The organism is Nocardia alni (genome assembly GCF_019038435.1).
Taxonomy (GTDB): domain Bacteria; phylum Actinomycetota; class Actinomycetes; order Mycobacteriales; family Mycobacteriaceae; genus Nocardia; species Nocardia alni.
In genome coordinates this window covers 1-16,587 of the sequence record NZ_JAGPOX010000111.1, presented here as the reverse complement: position 1 = coordinate 16,587, position 16,587 = coordinate 1, and the positions used below count along the sequence as shown (strand labels likewise).

15 protein-coding genes and 1 pseudogene are annotated in these 16,587 nt (G+C 68.3%); 11 read left to right on the top strand and 5 right to left on the bottom strand.

Annotated elements, in window-relative coordinates:
• The first annotated feature begins 9 nt into the window (after positions 1-9).
• The 4 genes from JZ791_RS32120 to JZ791_RS32105 are packed head-to-tail and all read left to right on the top strand — an operon-like array spanning position 10 to position 5,293.
• Positions 10-1,386, top strand: a complete 1,377-nt coding sequence (locus tag JZ791_RS32120) for a glycosyl hydrolase family 28-related protein (RefSeq protein ID WP_216899606.1) — start codon at positions 10-12, stop codon at positions 1,384-1,386.
• A complete protein-coding gene (locus JZ791_RS32115; RefSeq protein WP_216899599.1) occupies positions 1,383-2,771 on the top strand; it encodes a GNAT family N-acetyltransferase in 1,389 nt (462 codons plus the stop codon). Before JZ791_RS32120 ends, JZ791_RS32115 begins: the two co-directional genes overlap by 4 nt.
• The gene (locus JZ791_RS32110; protein WP_216899597.1) at positions 2,772-4,103 is read left to right on the top strand and encodes a glutamate-1-semialdehyde 2,1-aminomutase; all 1,332 of its coding nucleotides are present in this window, start codon (positions 2,772-2,774) and stop codon (positions 4,101-4,103) included.
• Positions 4,100-5,293, top strand: a complete 1,194-nt coding sequence (locus tag JZ791_RS32105) for a glycosyltransferase (protein WP_216899595.1) — start codon at positions 4,100-4,102, stop codon at positions 5,291-5,293. Before JZ791_RS32110 ends, JZ791_RS32105 begins: the two co-directional genes overlap by 4 nt.
• Here the strand turns inward: JZ791_RS32105 and JZ791_RS32100 are convergent.
• Positions 5,286-5,981 carry a hypothetical protein gene (locus JZ791_RS32100; protein WP_216899593.1) on the bottom strand — a complete coding sequence of 232 codons (696 nt, stop codon included), beginning with the start codon at positions 5,979-5,981 and terminating at the stop codon, positions 5,286-5,288. The genes JZ791_RS32105 and JZ791_RS32100 overlap by 8 nt on opposite strands.
• Positions 5,982-6,246: 265 nt before the next feature.
• Between JZ791_RS32100 and JZ791_RS32095 the strand changes: the two genes are divergently transcribed.
• Entirely contained in the window at positions 6,247-6,924 is a 678-nt protein-coding gene (locus JZ791_RS32095) for a biliverdin-producing heme oxygenase (protein WP_216899591.1), read from the top strand.
• A 301-nt stretch (positions 6,925-7,225) separates the two neighbouring features.
• On the top strand, positions 7,226-9,220 hold the full coding sequence (locus JZ791_RS32090) for an SDR family oxidoreductase (RefSeq protein ID WP_216899589.1): 1,995 nt from the start codon (positions 7,226-7,228) through the stop codon (positions 9,218-9,220).
• 26 nt (positions 9,221-9,246) lie between these two features.
• Here JZ791_RS32090 and JZ791_RS32085 read toward each other — a convergent pair whose 3' ends face one another.
• Positions 9,247-9,708 carry a nuclear transport factor 2 family protein gene (locus JZ791_RS32085; protein WP_216899587.1) on the bottom strand — a complete coding sequence of 154 codons (462 nt, stop codon included), beginning with the start codon at positions 9,706-9,708 and terminating at the stop codon, positions 9,247-9,249.
• Between the two features lie 90 nt (positions 9,709-9,798).
• Between JZ791_RS32085 and JZ791_RS32080 the strand changes: the two genes are divergently transcribed.
• A complete protein-coding gene (locus JZ791_RS32080) occupies positions 9,799-10,368 on the top strand; it encodes a TetR/AcrR family transcriptional regulator (protein ID WP_216899586.1) in 570 nt (189 codons plus the stop codon).
• Between the two features lie 47 nt (positions 10,369-10,415).
• Positions 10,416-12,104, top strand: a complete 1,689-nt coding sequence (locus JZ791_RS32075) for a bifunctional metallophosphatase/5'-nucleotidase (RefSeq protein WP_216899584.1) — start codon at positions 10,416-10,418, stop codon at positions 12,102-12,104.
• Here the strand turns inward: JZ791_RS32075 and JZ791_RS32070 are convergent, their stop codons facing one another.
• Positions 12,105-12,707: a cutinase family protein gene (locus tag JZ791_RS32070; RefSeq protein WP_254206697.1), complete on the bottom strand. Its 603-nt coding sequence runs from the start codon at positions 12,705-12,707 to the stop codon at positions 12,105-12,107.
• A 311-nt stretch (positions 12,708-13,018) separates the two neighbouring features.
• Here JZ791_RS32070 and JZ791_RS46190 point away from each other — a divergent pair, with 311 nt between their 5' ends.
• Complete coding sequence (locus JZ791_RS46190) at positions 13,019-13,144, top strand: hypothetical protein (RefSeq protein ID WP_256462000.1); 126 nt, start codon at positions 13,019-13,021, stop codon at positions 13,142-13,144.
• Between the two features lie 96 nt (positions 13,145-13,240).
• On the opposite strand, the gene JZ791_RS32065 is transcribed toward JZ791_RS46190, so the two are convergent.
• Together JZ791_RS32065 and JZ791_RS32060 are read right to left on the bottom strand one after the other, a co-directional pair.
• Entirely contained in the window at positions 13,241-14,140 is a 900-nt protein-coding gene (locus JZ791_RS32065; RefSeq protein WP_216899580.1) for an expansin EXLX1 family cellulose-binding protein, read from the bottom strand.
• 82 nt (positions 14,141-14,222) lie between these two features.
• Positions 14,223-15,218, bottom strand: coding sequence for a zinc-binding alcohol dehydrogenase family protein (locus tag JZ791_RS32060; protein WP_216899626.1), 996 nt, complete (start codon positions 15,216-15,218; stop codon positions 14,223-14,225).
• 48 nt (positions 15,219-15,266) lie between these two features.
• Here JZ791_RS32060 and JZ791_RS32055 point away from each other — a divergent pair, with 48 nt between their 5' ends.
• The gene (locus tag JZ791_RS32055) at positions 15,267-16,118 is read left to right on the top strand and encodes an LLM class F420-dependent oxidoreductase (protein ID WP_216899578.1); all 852 of its coding nucleotides are present in this window, start codon (positions 15,267-15,269) and stop codon (positions 16,116-16,118) included.
• A gap of 217 nt (positions 16,119-16,335) precedes the next feature.
• A pseudogene (locus JZ791_RS32050) lies at positions 16,336-16,587 on the top strand (hydroxylase); the annotation flags it as partial.

The window sequence follows — 16,587 nt, the reverse complement described above, 5'->3', positions numbered from 1 at the left end:
GTCGATGCCATGAGCGAGCGACCACCGGACACACCCGGCCCACTCGACCGGCGCAGAGTCCTGGCTGTGACGCTGGGCATGGCCGCGGCCGGGTCACTCGCGGCGTGCGCGTCGGACGCCACCTCGATCGGCGACGCGCAATTCCGTTCGCCCCGGGTCACCGACGTTCGCGCGGCTCGCAATATCCGCGACTTCGGCGCGGTCGGCGACGGCAGGGCCGATGACACCGCCGCACTGGCCCGGGCCGCGGCCGCCGGCACGTCGCCGCTGGTGCTGTATCTGCCCGCCGGTGACTACCGCGTCACCCAGTGGCCCGCACTGTCGGACTACGCGACGATTCTCGGCGACGGCGCGGACGTCACCACCATCAGCTACGACGGTGACGACACCCTGGTCACCCTCAACGGAAGACAGCGAGTCCGCTTCTCCCGCATGGGCTTCTATCTGACCGGCCCGAAGGCCACGGCGGTGCACATCACCGGCTCGTTCCGCTGTTCGTTCGAATCGGTGGTGCTGCGCGGAAATCATCTGTCCGGCAACTATCCTCGCTATGCCGCCCAGCGCGGCGTTGTGCTGGACGGCAATACCGGCGGCACCGCGTTCATCGACTGCGATATCAACAACTTCGGCTACGGCCTGGTCGCCTCCTGCATCCAGAATTACGTCACCTCATCCAAATTCACCGACAACCGGATCGGCGTACTCGGCACCGGCAACGACGACAACGCCGGATTGGCGCTGACCAACGTCGAATTCGTCTCCGACGCCGATCCGCGCACCACCGATCGCCATGTCGTGGTCGAGGGCGAGGCCAACGACTGGTGGTTCACCAACGTCTGGTTCGAGGGCGCCGACACCGCCCTGTCGATCGGCGACTCGCAGGGCGGACCGGCCCAGTTCGGCATGGTCAACTGCAAGATCGCCGCCCGCACGACCTGCCTGGACCTGGTGCATTGCCGTCAGCCGTATCTGGCGAACGTGCAGTTCGACGCCGATCTGGACACCCCGGCCACCGAGCTGCGCATCGACCCCGCCGGCTGCCCCGACGGGACCGCGATCAACCTGATCTCCGGCTCCGCCGACGATCTCGACCCGCGCGCCTTCCCGGCCGGCTGGCACGTCATCGCCCGCGGCAGCGTGCATGGGGCGCGTTTCTCCGGGACGACCGTGGCGCGGGCCGCCTCACCGGACGACGACATCCTCCACCTCGCCGATCGCGACGGTACCGTGCTGTCTGCTGTACTCCCCAGTGGCGCATGGCTTTCCGACAACACTGCCGCGGGGATCGTGCTCAAGGATCCCGTCGGATCGTACTGGCGGGTGTCGGTGGGAACCGATGGCGTCCTGAAGACCACGGCGCTGGGTTCACAGCGGCCACGCACATGAGCGGCGGGCGTCTGGACCGGGTTGTACTCGGCCCGGCCCGGCTTCCCGGTGGCAGTGTCGTGATCCGGCCGCCGCGCCCGGCCGACCATGCCTCCTGGCGCGCGATCCGGTTGCGCGATCGGGCGCTGATCGAACCGTTCTGGTACAGCTCGACGCTCGACTGGCCACTGCGGCATACCGAAAGCCAGTGGGTCCGTGAGGTTCTCCTGGCCCTGGCCGAGGCGCGGGCCGGGCGCCGACTGGCCGGGGTGATCGAGGTGAACGGCCGGTTCGCCGGACAGTGCGAGCTGTGCGGGATCGACCGGCACGGCGGTACGGCGGAGATGAGCATCTGGATCGATGCGGGGCTGGCCAGGCACGGATTCGGCGGCCTGGCCGCGGCATTGGTCGCCGATTACGGTTTCGGCGCGCTGGGGCTGCACCGCATCGTCGCACCGATATCACCCGAGAACACCGCCGCGGCAGCCGGTGCGGCGCAGCTCGGGTTCGTCCGTGAGGCGCTGATGGCACGCTATTTCGACGCGGGAGGCGCGCGCCGCGACCACGCACTGTGGGCGTTGATCAGGACGCGGATCCCGCCGGGCGGATTCGTCGCGCAGTGGACGCGGCGCAGCGGTACCGAACACGGGTCACGGCAGCATGATCCGCACATCACGGGCCGGCCGTGCGCCCCGATCCCCGCCGCGTCGCCTCCTGCGCCCTGCGACACCGACGAGGCCATCGCACCGGAACCGGCACGGTCGCCGAAGCGGTCGGTGAAACTCGTGCTGGTGGCGGGTCGTCTCGCTATCGGGGACCTCTACCACCGGATACCCCGATGGCGTGCGACACGCACTGTGCGACTGAACCTCCCCGGGCATCCCCGCGCGGTGCTGCGCACCAGGCGACGGTCCGACGGTCCGGGTTGGCGGAGGTCCCGGATTCGCAATCACGCGCTGCTCGATGGCGTGATCCCGTCCGCGCAGTGGGCGCGGCGACATTCGCGCACCGCGTGGTGGCGCGAATTCTCCCTCAGCAGAGCAGGTTTACGCTCACCCGGCGGTCTCGTCCTGGTCCTCGAGATCGACGGCGACTATTGCGGTGAGGCGCGGCTGTTCGACCTGGACATGTTCGATCGCAACGCCCGGCTGTTCCTGTGGGCCGACCCCACCCGCGCCGGCGTGGACATCCGCGCGGCCGCGATCCGCGCGGTCCTGCACCACGCGTTCGACCGGCTGGGCCTGTACCGGGTGGCAGCGGAGATCGAGACCACCGATATCGAATCCACCACGGCCGCGGCGCACGCAGGGCTGTTGAAGGAGGGGACCATGCGCGACCATCGCGGGCCCACGGGCCACCGCTCCGATCATGCCCTGTGGGCGTTGACGATCGGGGAGCGTGAATAGGTGCCGGACTTCACCCGAAGCAGCGCGATCCAGGCGCGCCTGCACGAACTCGTCCCCGGCGGCGCGCACACCTATGCCCGGGGCGCCGATCAGTATCCCGATGCGATGGCGCCGATCCTGGTGCGCGGCAGCGGATGTCACGTATGGGACTGCGACGGCAACGAATACGTCGAATACGGGATGGGCTTGCGCTCGGTCACCCTCGGGCACGGCTACCGCCCGGTGGTGGACGCGGTCACGCGCACCATCGCCGACGGGGTGAGCTTCTCCCGGCCCACCGAATTGGAACTACTTGCCGCGCAGGACTTCCTGTCGCTGGTTCCGGGTGCGGACATGGTGAAGTTCGCCAAGAACGGCTCCGACGCCACCACCGCGGCGGTGCGCCTGGCCCGCGCGGCCACCGGGCGCGAGGTGGTGGCGGTCTGCGATCAGCCGTTCTTCTCCGTGGACGACTGGTTCATCGGCCTCACCCCGATGAACGCCGGCATCCCCGCGACCTCGACCGTGCGGTTCACCTACAACGACCTGACTTCCCTTGCCGTCGCGCTCGATTCGCATCCGGTGGCGTGTGTGGTGATGGAGGCCGCGACCGCCCTGGCCGAGCCCGATCCCGGTTATCTGGCCGGGGTCCGGGCGCTGTGCGACCGGCACGGCACGCTGCTGGTCTTCGACGAGATGATCACCGGATTCCGGTGGTCTTCCGGTGGGGCGCAACAGGTGTACCGCGTGACACCCGACCTGTCCTGCTGGGGTAAGGCGATGGCCAACGGCTTTCCGCTCTCGGCCCTCGCGGGTAAGCGCGAATTCATGGAGCTGGGCGGCCTGCGCACCGACCGCGACCGGGTGTTCCTGCTGTCCACCACGCACGGGCCGGAAACCGCGTCGCTGGCCGCATTCCGCGCGGTCGTCGCCGCGTATCGCGACACCGACCCCATCGGCCGGATGAGCCGCGCCGGGCGGCGGCTGGCGGACGGGGTGAACAAGATCGCCGCCGATCTCGGCATCGCCGACCACCTCCAGGTGCTGGGCCGGCCCGCCTGCCTGATCTTCCGCACCCTCGACCCCGAAGGGCAGCCGTCCCAACCGTTTCGAACGCTGTTCCTCCAGGAGTTGCTCGCGCGCGGCGTGCTGGGACAGTCGTTCGTCACCTCCGCCGCCCACGCCGACGACGATATCGACGCCACCATCGAGGCGTGCCGACCGGCCGCCGAGATCTACCGGCGCGCCATCGAATCCGGCACGGTCGCCGGGCTGCTGCGCGGTCGCCCGGTCGCGCCCGCGCTCCGGCGGCTGGCCGCGCCCCGCGTCGTAGAAATCGCCGAGCGATCATGAGCGGGCCACGCATCGCGCTCGTACACGAGCGGTTCACCGAGTACGGCGGATCCGAAGCGGTTGTCGCAGAGTTGCTGAAGCTCTGGACCGATGCCGAGGTCTTCGCGCCGATCGCCACGACGGAGTGCCTCGAGGCCGTGCGTGCCGCCGCCCGGTCGACCGTCCAGGATCACCCGGCGGCACAACCCCGTCGATCCGACGTGCCCGATTTCCTGGCACCGGAACGTTTTTCATTTCACACCACCTGGCTCAGTGACGCGCACACGATGCTTCGCGGTCGTTCTCACGCACCGCTGCTGCCCCTGGTCCCGCGAACACTGCGCCATCTACCACTGCGCGATCGATTCGACGCGGTCGTCGTCAGCCATCACGCCTTCGCCACCCAGGCCGTATTCGCTACCGAGGCACCCGTCATCGCGTATGTGCACAGTCCCGCACGCTGGGCCTGGGATCCAGGATTCCGGGCACAGGAGGCAGGCGGGCTCGCCGGACGCCTTGCGTTGACCGCGCTGGGCCGCCTGGCCCGCCGTCGGGAACTCTCCGCCGCACCCCGGCTGACCCACGTGGTCGCCAACTCGAGGGCCGTCGCCGCGCGCGTACACGACTGGTGGGGTCTGCCTGCGACCGTAGTCAGCCCGCCCGTGCGCATCGATCGGTTCTCCCCCGAGCCCGCGTTCGACCGCGAGGATTTCTTCCTGTGCGCGGGCCGCCTGGTCCCGTACAAGCGTCCCGACCTGGCGATCCGCGCGGCGCAACAGGCGGGCTGCCGCCTGATCATCCTGGGCCAGGGTCGATTTCGCCCCTACCTGGAATCGATCGCGGGCCCCGAGACCACCTTCCTCGGCGCAGCCCCCGATGCGGTCCTGCTGGACATGTACCGCCGCTGCCGTGCCCTGCTGATGCCCGGCGTCGAGGACTTCGGCATCGTCCCGGTCGAGGCGATGGCCTGCGGCACACCGGTTCTCGCCGTCGGCGCGGGCGGCGCACTGGACACCGTGCTCCCCGGCCGGACGGGTGAACTACTGCCGCCGGCCGAGGATCCGGAGCTGGTCACCGAATTCGCCACCGCCATGCGCGAATTCGACCCGCACGGCTATGATTCGGCCATTATCCGGGAGTACGCGGAGTCCTTCTCCCCCAGCGCGTTCCGCGCCCGCATGGCCGAGACGGTCGCCGCGGCGCTCAGCTGATCGGCGTCGTGGTATCACCGGCCAGCATCATCTGCGGGACCTGCGTGAAGCTCCATCCGGCCCCGTCGCGGTGGAATACGTACACCACGTCGAACCGGTCGCCCGGCCAGGTCTTGGGCGGCGCCGGCGTGATCGTCCCCATCGCATCGATGATCGCCTCGATGTTCTCGTGCTCCCAGCCGATCAGCACCGGACCGTGCGCGGCGGCGAGCGCGGCGACCAGTTCGGCCTCCTGCCCCTTGCCGAACCGTTGATCCACCTGCAACCCCAGCGCCTGCGCCAGCGGCGTCACCGTCTCCAATGGCCGCTTACTGCCGTGCTTACCCGGGTCGGCCGCGAAAATGGTCGCGGGCCGGGCGATTCCGGCGCGGATAGCGACAGGCTCGGCATCCTCGTCGCGTGGATCGAACAACTCCACGAGCGCGCCCGCCCGCGTCCATCCCCGGACGATCAGCGATTTCTCGTCCTGCTCCCCGTCATCGGTGATCCCGTACGGCGGGCCGGACCCCTCCGGTTTCTCCGCATGCCGAATGATCATCACCGTATCGGGCGACGTACCGCCCGTGGACCGCACCACCGGCGCCCCCTTCTCTCGATCATGCTTTCCACCGCATGCCGCGAGAGCCGGAACCACCGCCCCCGTCGTCACCAGACCGAGCAACAATCGTCGCCCCAGTGGAGTCTTCATAATCCCGGACGGTACCTGCCGGTCACTATCTCCCCGCTGGGAATCGCCCGAGTGATCGCTCAGAGTTCCGGGGCTCCAGCCTCCGATCAGCAACCGGACACCGGGCGACCGGTGTCATGCACGATGACGGAATTCCCAGCGGACGACCGGCGGCGGAGGACCAACCGTCCGAAAGTTTGATTCCAGGGTACGGCCGACCGGGTATCGTCGGGGTAGAACTTAGGTTACCCAAAGTATGCGCCGATCGAAGCGAGGACCCCAGCACATGCCCGAGAGCACGCAGCCCGAGATCGTGCCGTTCTCCGCGCGGATCCGCACCGCTACCGAGCGGCAACACGCGGACGCGGAGAACTCCACGTTCATGAGCGATATGCTCGGCGGGGGCCTCGGGGTCGAGGCGTTCTACCGCTATACCGCCCAGCTGTGGCATGTCTACGAGGCGCTCGAGGCGTATTCCGACGCCCTCGCGCACGATCCGGTGGCGGGTCCGTTCGTGCGGCCGGAGCTGGCGCGCGTCGCCCATCTCGAGGACGATCTGGCTCATCTCGGCGGTGCGAACTGGCGTGCGGAGCTCGAACCGCTGCCCTCCACCGCCGCCTACGCCGCGCGCGTGCGCGAATGCGCGCAGCAGTGGCCCGCGGGCTACGTCGCCCACCACTACACCCGCTACCTGGGCGATCTGTCCGGCGGCCAGGTCGTCCGCGGCACCGCCGAGAAGCTGTGGCAGCTGCCCAAGCGCGGGGCCGGCGTGCGGTTCTACGTCTTCGACCAGATCCCCAACCCGGCCGCGTTCAAGCGCGAATACCGTGAACTGCTGGACGCGCTCGCGGTCGACGAGCTCGAGCGCCAGCGGGTGCTGGGCGAATGCCAGCGCGCCTTCGACTTCAACTCCGCGATGTTCCGGGAGCTGGCGGCCGAATTCCCGATCCGACGCCGCGGCTGACCGGATTCGCCGAAAGGTAACCATCTGTACCCGGCGGTATCTGAAAACCGTTGAAACACCTATCGTTCGGCGCTCCCACGTGGTGACACGACACACACCACAGGGGGCGTCTTCTAGTTTGCGGACTCGTCGGCCGCGCAGCTAAAGTTACCTACCAGTTAGGCACGAAGGGGTTCCTCGACTCGACCCCGTGTCCGCTAGGGCAGCCGACCCGCGGGGCGATTCTCACGTCCACATCCATCGGTGAATGTCGGACGAGCAGTGACTCTCACAAGTCCACGTTCGACAGTCAGGAGAGGCGATGGTCTCCTACATCGTGACGGGCGGCACCGGATTCCTGGGACGACGTGTGGTCCAGGACCTGTTGGCCCGCGACGCCGACGCCGTCGTGCACGTTCTGGTGCGCGAGGCCTCGGCCGCCAAACTCGCCGATCTGGCCGACGCATGGAACGCGACCGACCGGGTCTTCCCCATGCTCGGCGATCTCGCAGCGGAAAACCTTGGACTGCAAGATGTTCCGCCGCGTGCGGACCATATCGTCCATCTGGGCGCGATCTACGACATGACAGCGGACGAGGAAGCCGCGTACGCCACCAACGTCATCGGCACCCGCTCGGTGATCGCGCTCGCCACCGGGCTCGGCGCGATGCTGCACCACGTCTCCTCCGTGGCCGTCGCGGGCGATCACCGCGGCGAATTCTTCGAGGACGACTTCGATCTGGGCCAGAACCTCGAATCGCCCTATCACCGAACCAAATTCGCAGCCGAGAAGCTCGTGCGTGAGGCCCGCGGCCTGCGCTGGCGGGTGTATCGCCCGGCGATCATCGTCGGCGACTCGCGCACCGGCGAGATGGACAAGATCGACGGGCCGTACTACTTCTTCCCCGCGATCGCACGCCTGGCCGCAGTGCCTGCTCCGATGGTGCTGCCCGACCTGGGCGCGACCAATATCGTGCCGGTCGACTATGTCGCCGCGGCGATGGTCGAGTTGATCGGCCAGCCCGGAATGAACCGGCGCACATTCCATCTGGTCAACCCGCGCCCGCAACCGTTCGCCGAGGTCTACGCCGCGCTGGCCCGCGCGGCGGGCGCACCCGCCACCCTGGGCACGCTACCGGGCAGCGGCCTGGCGCTGCGGGCCCTGGAACAGATCCCCGGCGTCCCGCAGGTGCGCGATCAGCTGTTGCGGCAGTGGGGAATTCCACCGCAGGTCGCACCGCACGCCTCCTTCGCCTCGGTGTTCGTCTCCGATTCCACCCGAGCCCGGCTGCGCGGGATCACCCCGCCCGCCTTCGAGGACTACGCCGCCACACTGTGGGAATTCTGGCGCACCCGAATGGATCCGGACCGCGCCCGTCCGCATCGCGGGGATCCGCTGCACGGCCGGATCGTGCTGATCACCGGCGCGTCCTCCGGCATCGGACTGGCCACCGCGCACGCGGTCGCCCGGCGCGGCGCCACCGTGCTGATGGTGGCCCGCAACCTCGACGATCTCGAGACAGCGGCCGCCGAGGTGCGCTCGGCCGGCGGTGCGGCGCAGGCGTACTCGTGCGACATCACCGACGAGAAGGCGGTCGAACTACTGGTCAAACAGATCCTCGCCGACCATCGCCACGTCGACTACCTGGTCAACAACGCTGGCCGCTCGATCCGCCGCTCGGTGCTCGATTCGACCGACCGGATGCACGATTTCGAGCGCACCATGGCCGTCAACTACTTCGGCGCGGTCCGGCTGATCCTGGCGCTGCTGCCCTCGATGCGCGAACGCCGCTTCGGGCACATCGTCAACATCTCCTCGATCGCGGTGCAGACCAAACTGCCCCGCTTCGCCGCCTACGTGGCCAGCAAGTCGGCCCTGGATACGTTCAGCGAGATCGCCGCGGTCGAAAACGCCGATGCCGGAATCACCTTCACCTCCGTGCGGATGCCACTGGTGCGCACGCCGATGATCGCTCCGACCGAGCTGTACCGGTCCATTCCCGTGCACACCCCCGAGCAGGCGGCCGGCATCGTGCTGCGCGCACTGACCGAACGCCCCGACCGCATCGACACCCCGATCGGCACCTTCGCCCAACTGCTGGACACCGTGCTTCCGTCGGTGAAAAAGGCCGTCCTGCATCGCGGTTTCCGCATGTTCGGCGAATCCGGCGCGGCCCGTGGAGATTCGAGGCCCGACACCTCGAAGCAGTCCGGCCGGAGCCCGCTGCTGGCGCTGGCCCCGATCGTGCAGCCGCTGATGGGTATGCCGAGCCCGGCGACCCACATCACGAACCGTATCCCGGGCCTGAACTGGTAGCCGAAGGTTCAGTGCCCGCACGTTTCTCAGCGCAGCGGAATCGGGCTACCGTACTCGTTCTCCGGACGCGGGCCGAAGATCCGGCGTTCGGCCGCGGTGATGCGGGTGTCGTCGATGCTCGCCTCACGTCGCCGCATCAGTCCCTCGTCGGAGAACTCCCACAGTTCGTTGCCGTAGCTGCGCCACCACTGCCCCTCGGCGTCACGGCACTCGTATTGGAAGCGCACCGCGATCCGGTTGTCGTCGAACGCCCAGAGGCTCTTGCGCAGCGCGTACTCGAGCTCCCGCTCCCACTTACCGGTCAGGAACTCGACGATCTCGGCCCGGCCGCTGACGAACCGGTCGCGATTGCGCCAGACCGAATCGGTCGTGTACGCCAGCGCCACCCGGTGCGGATCACACGTATTCCACGCATCCTCGGCGGTCTGCACCTTCTGTGCCGCGGTCTCCCGTGTGAAGGGCGGAAGCGGCGGGCGACTCTCGGACATTGATCCCTCCTGCACTATCGGAAACGGTCGTTCTCGACCGTCGTCCGCTACGATAGAGAACGACCGTTCCCAACGTCAAGGAGTCATGCGTTGCCCGCCGCCATCACTGCCGAGGAAAGGGAGCGTGATCGGCGATCGCTGCTCGACGCCGCTGAAACACTGATGTACGGCAAGGGCATTCAGGCCGTCGGGATGGATGAGATATGCCGGTCCAGCGGGCTGTCGCTGAAGCGGGTCTACGCCCTCTACGGATCCAAAGACGATCTGGTCGCGGCGATGCTGCGGCGGCGCGATATCCGGTGGCGCTCGAACCTGGCCGCGCACGTCGAGCGCGTCGCCGACCCACGCGAGCGAGTCCTCGCGGTCTTCGACTGGCTGCGCGTCTGGTTCGCCGAGCCGGGTTTTCGCGGATGCGCCTGGATCAACGCGCACGGTGAGCTCGGCGCGTCCTCCGCGGCGGTTCTCGCCGAGGTCCGCACTCATAAGTCCGCGTTCCACGACCAACTGGCCGGATGGGTGAGCGCCGTACGGCCCGCCGCGGTGGAGGGCGTATACCTGCTGGCCGAGGGCGCGATGGTGGCTGCGGGGATCAGCGGCACGCCGGACGCGGCCGCCGAGGCTCGCCGGGCGGCCGAGGTACTGCTGAGCACGCGAAGTTAACCCGACGGCAGTGCGGCGGCCGGATGAATCTGTCAGAGTCGAGGTTTATGAAGCTGCGTCACCGGGCAATCGAGGCGGCCGTCGCCGTGATCGGCGTTGTGGTGGTGGTCAGTTGCGGCAGCAGCGGACACAATACCGCGACACCGGCGCACGGCGGGAAGATACCGCTGGTCGCCACCGACGACCTGATCCCGGCGAAGTCGGATGAGGTGCATCTGTTCGGGATCAACGATCTGCACGGCAATCTGGAGCCGCCCGAGGGGACCAACGGCCATATCGACCAGTACGCGGCGGGTGGCGCGGCATATCTGGCCGCTCATCTGGCCACGCTGAAGGCCGCCTATCCGGCCAGCGCAGTCGTCTCGGCCGGCGATAACGTCAGTGCCAGCCCGCTGGTCTCGGCACTGTTCCACGACGAGCCCACCATCGACTTCCTCAATTCCGTAGGAGTCGCTGCGTCGTCGGTCGGCAATCACGAATTCGACCACGGCATACCGGAGTTGACGCGGTTACAGCAGGGCGGGTGCGCGGCCGACGGGTGTTCGCCCGGACAGCCGTTCACGGGGGCCGCATTCCCGTATCTGGCCGCCAATGTGACAGACCAGGGCGGGCAGCTCCCGCCGGGTCTGCGGCCGTGGACCATGCTCACCGTGGGCGGCCACAAGATCGGTGTCGTCGGCGTCGTCACCCCGACGACCGCGAATATCGTGATGCCCGACGCCATCGCCGGCTATACCTTCGGCGACGAAGCGGACGCGATAAACAAGTATGTGCCGCAGATGAAGTCGGCGGGCGCGGAAACGATCGTCGCGCTGATCCACGACGGCGGCGCACAGCAGACCCACGGCGCACCGGCCGATTACAACGGCTGTGTGAACATCACCCCGAACGTCACCGCGCTGGCGCAGCACATCGATTCCGCCGTGCGCGTGCTGTTCACCGGCCACACCCATCTGGCCTACAACTGCGTCATCGACGGCAAGGTGGTCACCCAGGCGTCCTCGTTCGGGCGGCTGATCACCGATGTGACGCTGCGCTTCCACGATGGCACCGTGGACGCCCACGCGGTCAATCGCGTCGTCACCCGCACGGTCACCAAGGATCCGGCGGCCTCCCGGCTGGTCGACTTCTATGCCGCGCAGTCCGCGCCGAAGGCCGGACAGGTCATCGGCGACGCCAACGGCCCACTGCCGAACGATCCTACGCCGGGCGGTGATTCGCCGCTGGGCGATCTGATCGCCGACTCCATGCTTTCGGCCATGGCGCCCCAGCACGCGGTGGCCGCGTTCATGAATCCCGGTGGCGTGCGGGCCGATCTGAGCGGCGGGGCCATCACCTACCAGCAGGCGTACACGGTCGAGCCGTTCGGCAACGAGGTGGTGGACGTCGCGCTCACCGGTGAGCAGATCCTGAAACTGCTGGAGCAACAATGGGATAACCACGTCACCCCGGGCGTACTGTCGGTGGCCGGGATCACCTACGCCTACGACGATGCCGCGCCGAAGGACCACAAGGTGCTCGAGGACTCCGTGCGCATAGCCGGGCGTCCGCTGGATCCCGGTGCGGTGTACCAGGTCTCGACGAACAACTTCCTCGCCTCGGGCGGAGACGGTTTCAGCGTCTTCGCCCAGGGCCCGCAGAGCGCGGTCGGCCCGGCGGATCTGAACGCCCTCGAGTCGTATCTCACCACCGAGGGTAACGTGCAGCCACCGTCGAGCCGGGTGCAGCGCAAGTGATCACAGCCGCGACGCGGTGAAATCCGCGGCGGCGACGAAATCACCGCCGTAGGACACGTGCGCGGCGGGATTCAGCCCCCCGGCGCAGACGGGATCCCCAGGGGCACAGAAGTTCGCGGTGCGCGTGGCGAACTGCGCGGGCACACCCCAACCGGCCAGCCGTAGCGGATCGCCGAACAGCAGCACCACCGAAATCCGCGAGCCGAGGGCGCCGTTCAGCCGGACCGCGCCCGGGATGCCGCCGGTGGGCCCGGTGCCCAGTACCGTGTGCACGACGGCCGCGCCCTGCGAATACCCAACCACGACGAATCGCTGATCTGGACAGGCCGCCGCCTGATTCGCCAGGTGCGCAACGAGATCCCCGCTGCCATCGCCGACGGAGCCGACGTTGGTGAGATCGGCCGGATAGTTCACCCGATAGCCGCTCAGGCTCATCGGCAATCGACGTTGCAGATCCGCGTAGAGCGGATCACCCACCGCACTGCCGAGATATCCCGGTTCCGTAGTTCCCCTGGCGACCACCACATCCACGGCCGCGCACCCTTGCGCTCTGGCCTGCGGAGCAGGGTAGAGCACGCCCGCCAAGAGCAGCGCGATGCCCAATACCCAAGTGGTACGCCATTTTCCAGATAGCACAACCTTCCGGTCGCCCATTGTCCTCACCCACTCACGCCGTTGTGAGAGGTCGGCAACTACCGACTATTGTCAGTGACTATTTTCCCGACCTGATGAGACCCAAGGTACGAGCGCCCGACCGGAACCGGCAACGAACTCTGCTGGAGAGATACCCAATCGCGGCGATACTGTATCCATCCGCGCGACACAACCCCTAACTTTTTCCGGCACGCCGCCCGTTATTTCCCCACGCTTCCCGGCGGGAATCCATCTCGGCAGACGGTTATTTCAGCGGCTCGGTGTCCGATGCGCACGCCTCGAGCAGTTCCGGACACGAACACATCGGCATCGAGACACACGCGGTGTCCCCGGCCCTGGCCGGGACGATCCGCGCGCCCGGAATCATGGTGGCCATCTCCAGCTGACGGTGGACCGGCAACCCGCGACCGTGCGTCGTGCTGACCTCGGCCACAGGCACATCGAGTGCGCCCAGCCAGGGCGAGGAACCGATCGCCGCACCGTCACATGCACCGAACCGGCGCAGGTGCGACCGTGGCCCCGGCGGCCATAGGTACCGGGGCGGTGGTCGTCGGCGGGGCCAGGGCGTAAAGGCTCCTGCCGGTGTGTTGCCCGGAGCCCGGCGCGGGGGTGATGCCGTGAACCTCCACCTGGTGACCGTCGACATCGGTCACCAGGGCGGTGAACGGGCCCGGACCCGCGCCGGAGATCGACCAGTAGTCGTCCATGCCACGGGTCAGGGTGTAGCCGGGCCCGCCGGAGCTGTTACGAATCTCCACCCGGCTCAACGGGTTTCCGGAATCGGTGAACAGCAGACCGAGCCAGTCGGACGAGGATCCGGCCGCCACGCGGTACACCAGATCCGCCGGGGGCGCCGGATTGTGCACGCGGCTCATGACGATCTGCGCGACACCCGCTGTCGGATCGGCGATTCGAGTGAAGGCCGCGGTGCTGAGGTCGTACTGGTCCGCCCCGCAGCCCGGGCAGCGATCCACGATCTGGGCGCGCACGGTGCCGAGCGGACCGGTCAGGTCGACATAGGCGCCGCACGCCGCGCTGCCGTCGTATTCGACGGTCGGCGCCCCGATGTAATAACCGTCCATGGGCAGATCCGGGAACGAACAGGCCACACCGGGGGTGAAGACATAGTAGCGGGCCTCGGCCGCGACCGGCGCGTCGTGCCACTCGACGATCGAAGGCGCTTCGGGTGCAGCGGAATACGGAACAGTGACGGCGGGCGCCGAATGACGGATCGGCGGTTGGACCGTGACAACGGACCGGCACTCCGCCGCATGCGGCCGCACCGCCCACACCGTGGCCGCCACCACCGACCCCACAACCAGCGCCGTCCACAACCACGGCCGCGCGGCGCGGACATGCCGCTGCTGGGTTATCCGATGCATAGTCACAGCAAAGCAGCAGAGACCAGGTCATCGGACGCGAATCGCGAACCCTACCTGTGGGAATCGGCGTGTCTACGGCGTGTCAGGGGATTATCACGGCGGCACCGGCAAACTTCCCGTGTGCGAGATCCGACAGTGCCCGCGGGGCGGCGTCCAACCCGTACGGATGCGCGGTCACCTCGAGCCGGTGCTCCCCCGCGAACGCAAGGAATTCGCGTGCGTCGGCGCGGGTATTCGCCGTCACCGAGCGAATCTCTCGCTCCCGGAACAGATGTCGCTGATAGTTCAACACCGGGATATCACTCAGGTGAATGCCGGCGATCGACAGCACGCCGCCGCCGTCCAATGCCTCGAGCGCCGGCAGTACCAGATTGCCCACCGGCGCGAACAGGATCGCCGAGTCGAGCGGCACAGGCGGCGGGTCGGCCATGCCCTGCGCCGAGGCCACACCCAGCTCGAGCGCCAGGGACTGCGCGGCCGGATCCCGGGTCATCACATGCACCTGCGCCCCACGCGCGAGGGCGACCTGAGCGGCCAGATGCGCGCTGCCGCCGAAACCGTAGATGCCCAGCCGGCCGCCGTCGGGCAGCGCGGCGCGCTCGAGCGCGCGATACCCGATGATGCCCGCGCACAGCAGCGGCGCGAGCTCGGCGTCGGCATATCCGGACGGCAGCGGATGTGCGTAATCCGCTGGAACGGTTGTGAATTCGGCATACCCGCCGTCGGCGTCCCACCCGGTGTAGCGGGAGTTCGGGCACAGATTCTCCGCGCCGCGCAGGCAGAACCGGCACGCACCGCAGGTGTACCGCAACCACGCGATGCCGACCCGGTCACCCACCGCGAACCGCCGCGTCGCATCGACCGCCACGACCTCCCCGACGACCTCGTGCCCCGGCACCACCCCCGGTCGATGCACCGGCAGATCACCCTCGGTCACATGCAGATCCGTCCGGCATACTCCACAGGCCAGCACGCGCACCAGCAGTTCCCCCGGAACCGGCTCGGGAACGGTCTCCCGCACACGCTCCAGCGGACCGCCGGAGATCGGTCCTGGACGAGCGACCCGCCACGCCGTCATCTCGACGGACTTGACTTGGAGCACACTCTAGATCTTAGCGTCATACCCATGCGATTCGCCTTCAAGACCGCACCACAGGAAACGACCTGGTCCGACATGCTGGCGACCTGGCGTGCCGCCGACGAGATCGATGTCTACGACTCCGGCTGGACATTCGACCATTTCTATCCGATCTTCTCCGACCCGACCGGCCCCTGTATGGAGGGCTGGACCACGCTCACGGCCCTCGCCCAGGCGACCACCCGCCTTCGCCTGGGCACCATGGTCACCGGCATCCATTACCGGCACCCGGCCGTGCTGGCCAATATCGTTGCGACCCTGGACATCATCTCGGGTGGCCGGCTCGAGGTGGGCATCGGCGCGGGCTGGAACGAGGAGGAGTCCGGCGCCTACGGCATCGAATTGGGCAGCGTCAAGGACAGGCTCGACCGGTTCGAGGAGGCCTGCCAGGTCCTGATCGGCCTGCTGAGCCAGGAGACGACGGACTTCGACGGCCGCTTCTACCAGCTGAAGGACGCACGCAACAACCCCAAGGGCCCGCAGCGCCCGCACCCGCCGATCTGCATCGGCGGCAGTGGCGAGAAGCGCACGCTGCGCATCGTCGCCCAGTACGCCCAGCACTGGAACTTCAGCGGCGGAAGCGCCGAGGAATTCGCCCACAAGCGCGAGGTGCTGGCCCAGCACTGCGCCGACGTCGGCCGCGATCCGTCGGAGATCACCGTCTCGGCCCAGCGCCGTTTCGATCCGTCCAAGGGGCACAGCGAAATCCTCGACTGGGCAGCGGAATTCGGCGAACACGGCGTGGACCTGGCGATCATCGCCCTGCTCCCGCCCCACACACCCACCGTCCTGGAACCGCTCGCCGAGTCCATCCGCGACTCGGGGCTGATCACCCCCTGACCCACCGGACCGACGGCCGGCTCGAGTCATCGGAGCCGGGCCGCCGCCGGGGCCTGAGCACCGAAGACGGCTCGGCGGCGGCCACGATGATGCTCGTCCGCCCCCGCGGACCGGTCCCGATCAGCGAGAGCGACCATCGAAGCCCGGCGGAATTCGGCCTACGGTCGGAAATGTCCCCACTACGAGGTGGGGAGCATGACACGTTCGGAGGTCCTGGATGTCGCACGAGGTTGTTCGCCGAGTCGAGGAGGTGGCCGCGCAACTGACGGCGGCCGCCGACGAGACCGAGCGCGGGGGCAAGCTCTCCGACGAGAGCGTCAAGCTGGTGCGCCAGACCGGGGTCATGCGGATGCTCCAGCCGACCGACTTCGGCGGGTACGCCGCGCATCCCCGGGACTTCGCCGAGGCGGTGATGGCGACCGCGAAGTGTTGTGGTTCCACCGGCTGGGTGTGCGGGGTGGGCGGGGTG

Bases quoted from the DNA above. Each gene is read 5' to 3' on its own strand.
- JZ791_RS32090 (WP_216899589.1), top strand. From the start codon at position 7,226: ATGGTCTCCTACATCGTGACGGGCGGCACCGGATTCCTGGGACGACGT.
- JZ791_RS32075 (WP_216899584.1), top strand. From the start codon at position 10,416: ATGAAGCTGCGTCACCGGGCAATCGAGGCGGCCGTCGCCGTGATCGGC.
- JZ791_RS32060 (WP_216899626.1), bottom strand. From the start codon at position 15,218: ATGACGGCGTGGCGGGTCGCTCGTCCAGGACCGATCTCCGGCGGTCCG.
- JZ791_RS32105 (WP_216899595.1), top strand. From the start codon at position 4,100: ATGAGCGGGCCACGCATCGCGCTCGTACACGAGCGGTTCACCGAGTAC.
- JZ791_RS32065 (WP_216899580.1), bottom strand. From the start codon at position 14,140: ATGCATCGGATAACCCAGCAGCGGCATGTCCGCGCCGCGCGGCCGTGG.
- JZ791_RS32085 (WP_216899587.1), bottom strand. From the start codon at position 9,708: ATGTCCGAGAGTCGCCCGCCGCTTCCGCCCTTCACACGGGAGACCGCG.
- JZ791_RS32115 (WP_216899599.1), top strand. From the start codon at position 1,383: ATGAGCGGCGGGCGTCTGGACCGGGTTGTACTCGGCCCGGCCCGGCTT.
- JZ791_RS32120 (WP_216899606.1), top strand. From the start codon at position 10: ATGAGCGAGCGACCACCGGACACACCCGGCCCACTCGACCGGCGCAGA.
- JZ791_RS32100 (WP_216899593.1), bottom strand. From the start codon at position 5,981: ATGAAGACTCCACTGGGGCGACGATTGTTGCTCGGTCTGGTGACGACG.
- JZ791_RS32055 (WP_216899578.1), top strand. From the start codon at position 15,267: ATGCGATTCGCCTTCAAGACCGCACCACAGGAAACGACCTGGTCCGAC.
- JZ791_RS32095 (WP_216899591.1), top strand. From the start codon at position 6,247: ATGCCCGAGAGCACGCAGCCCGAGATCGTGCCGTTCTCCGCGCGGATC.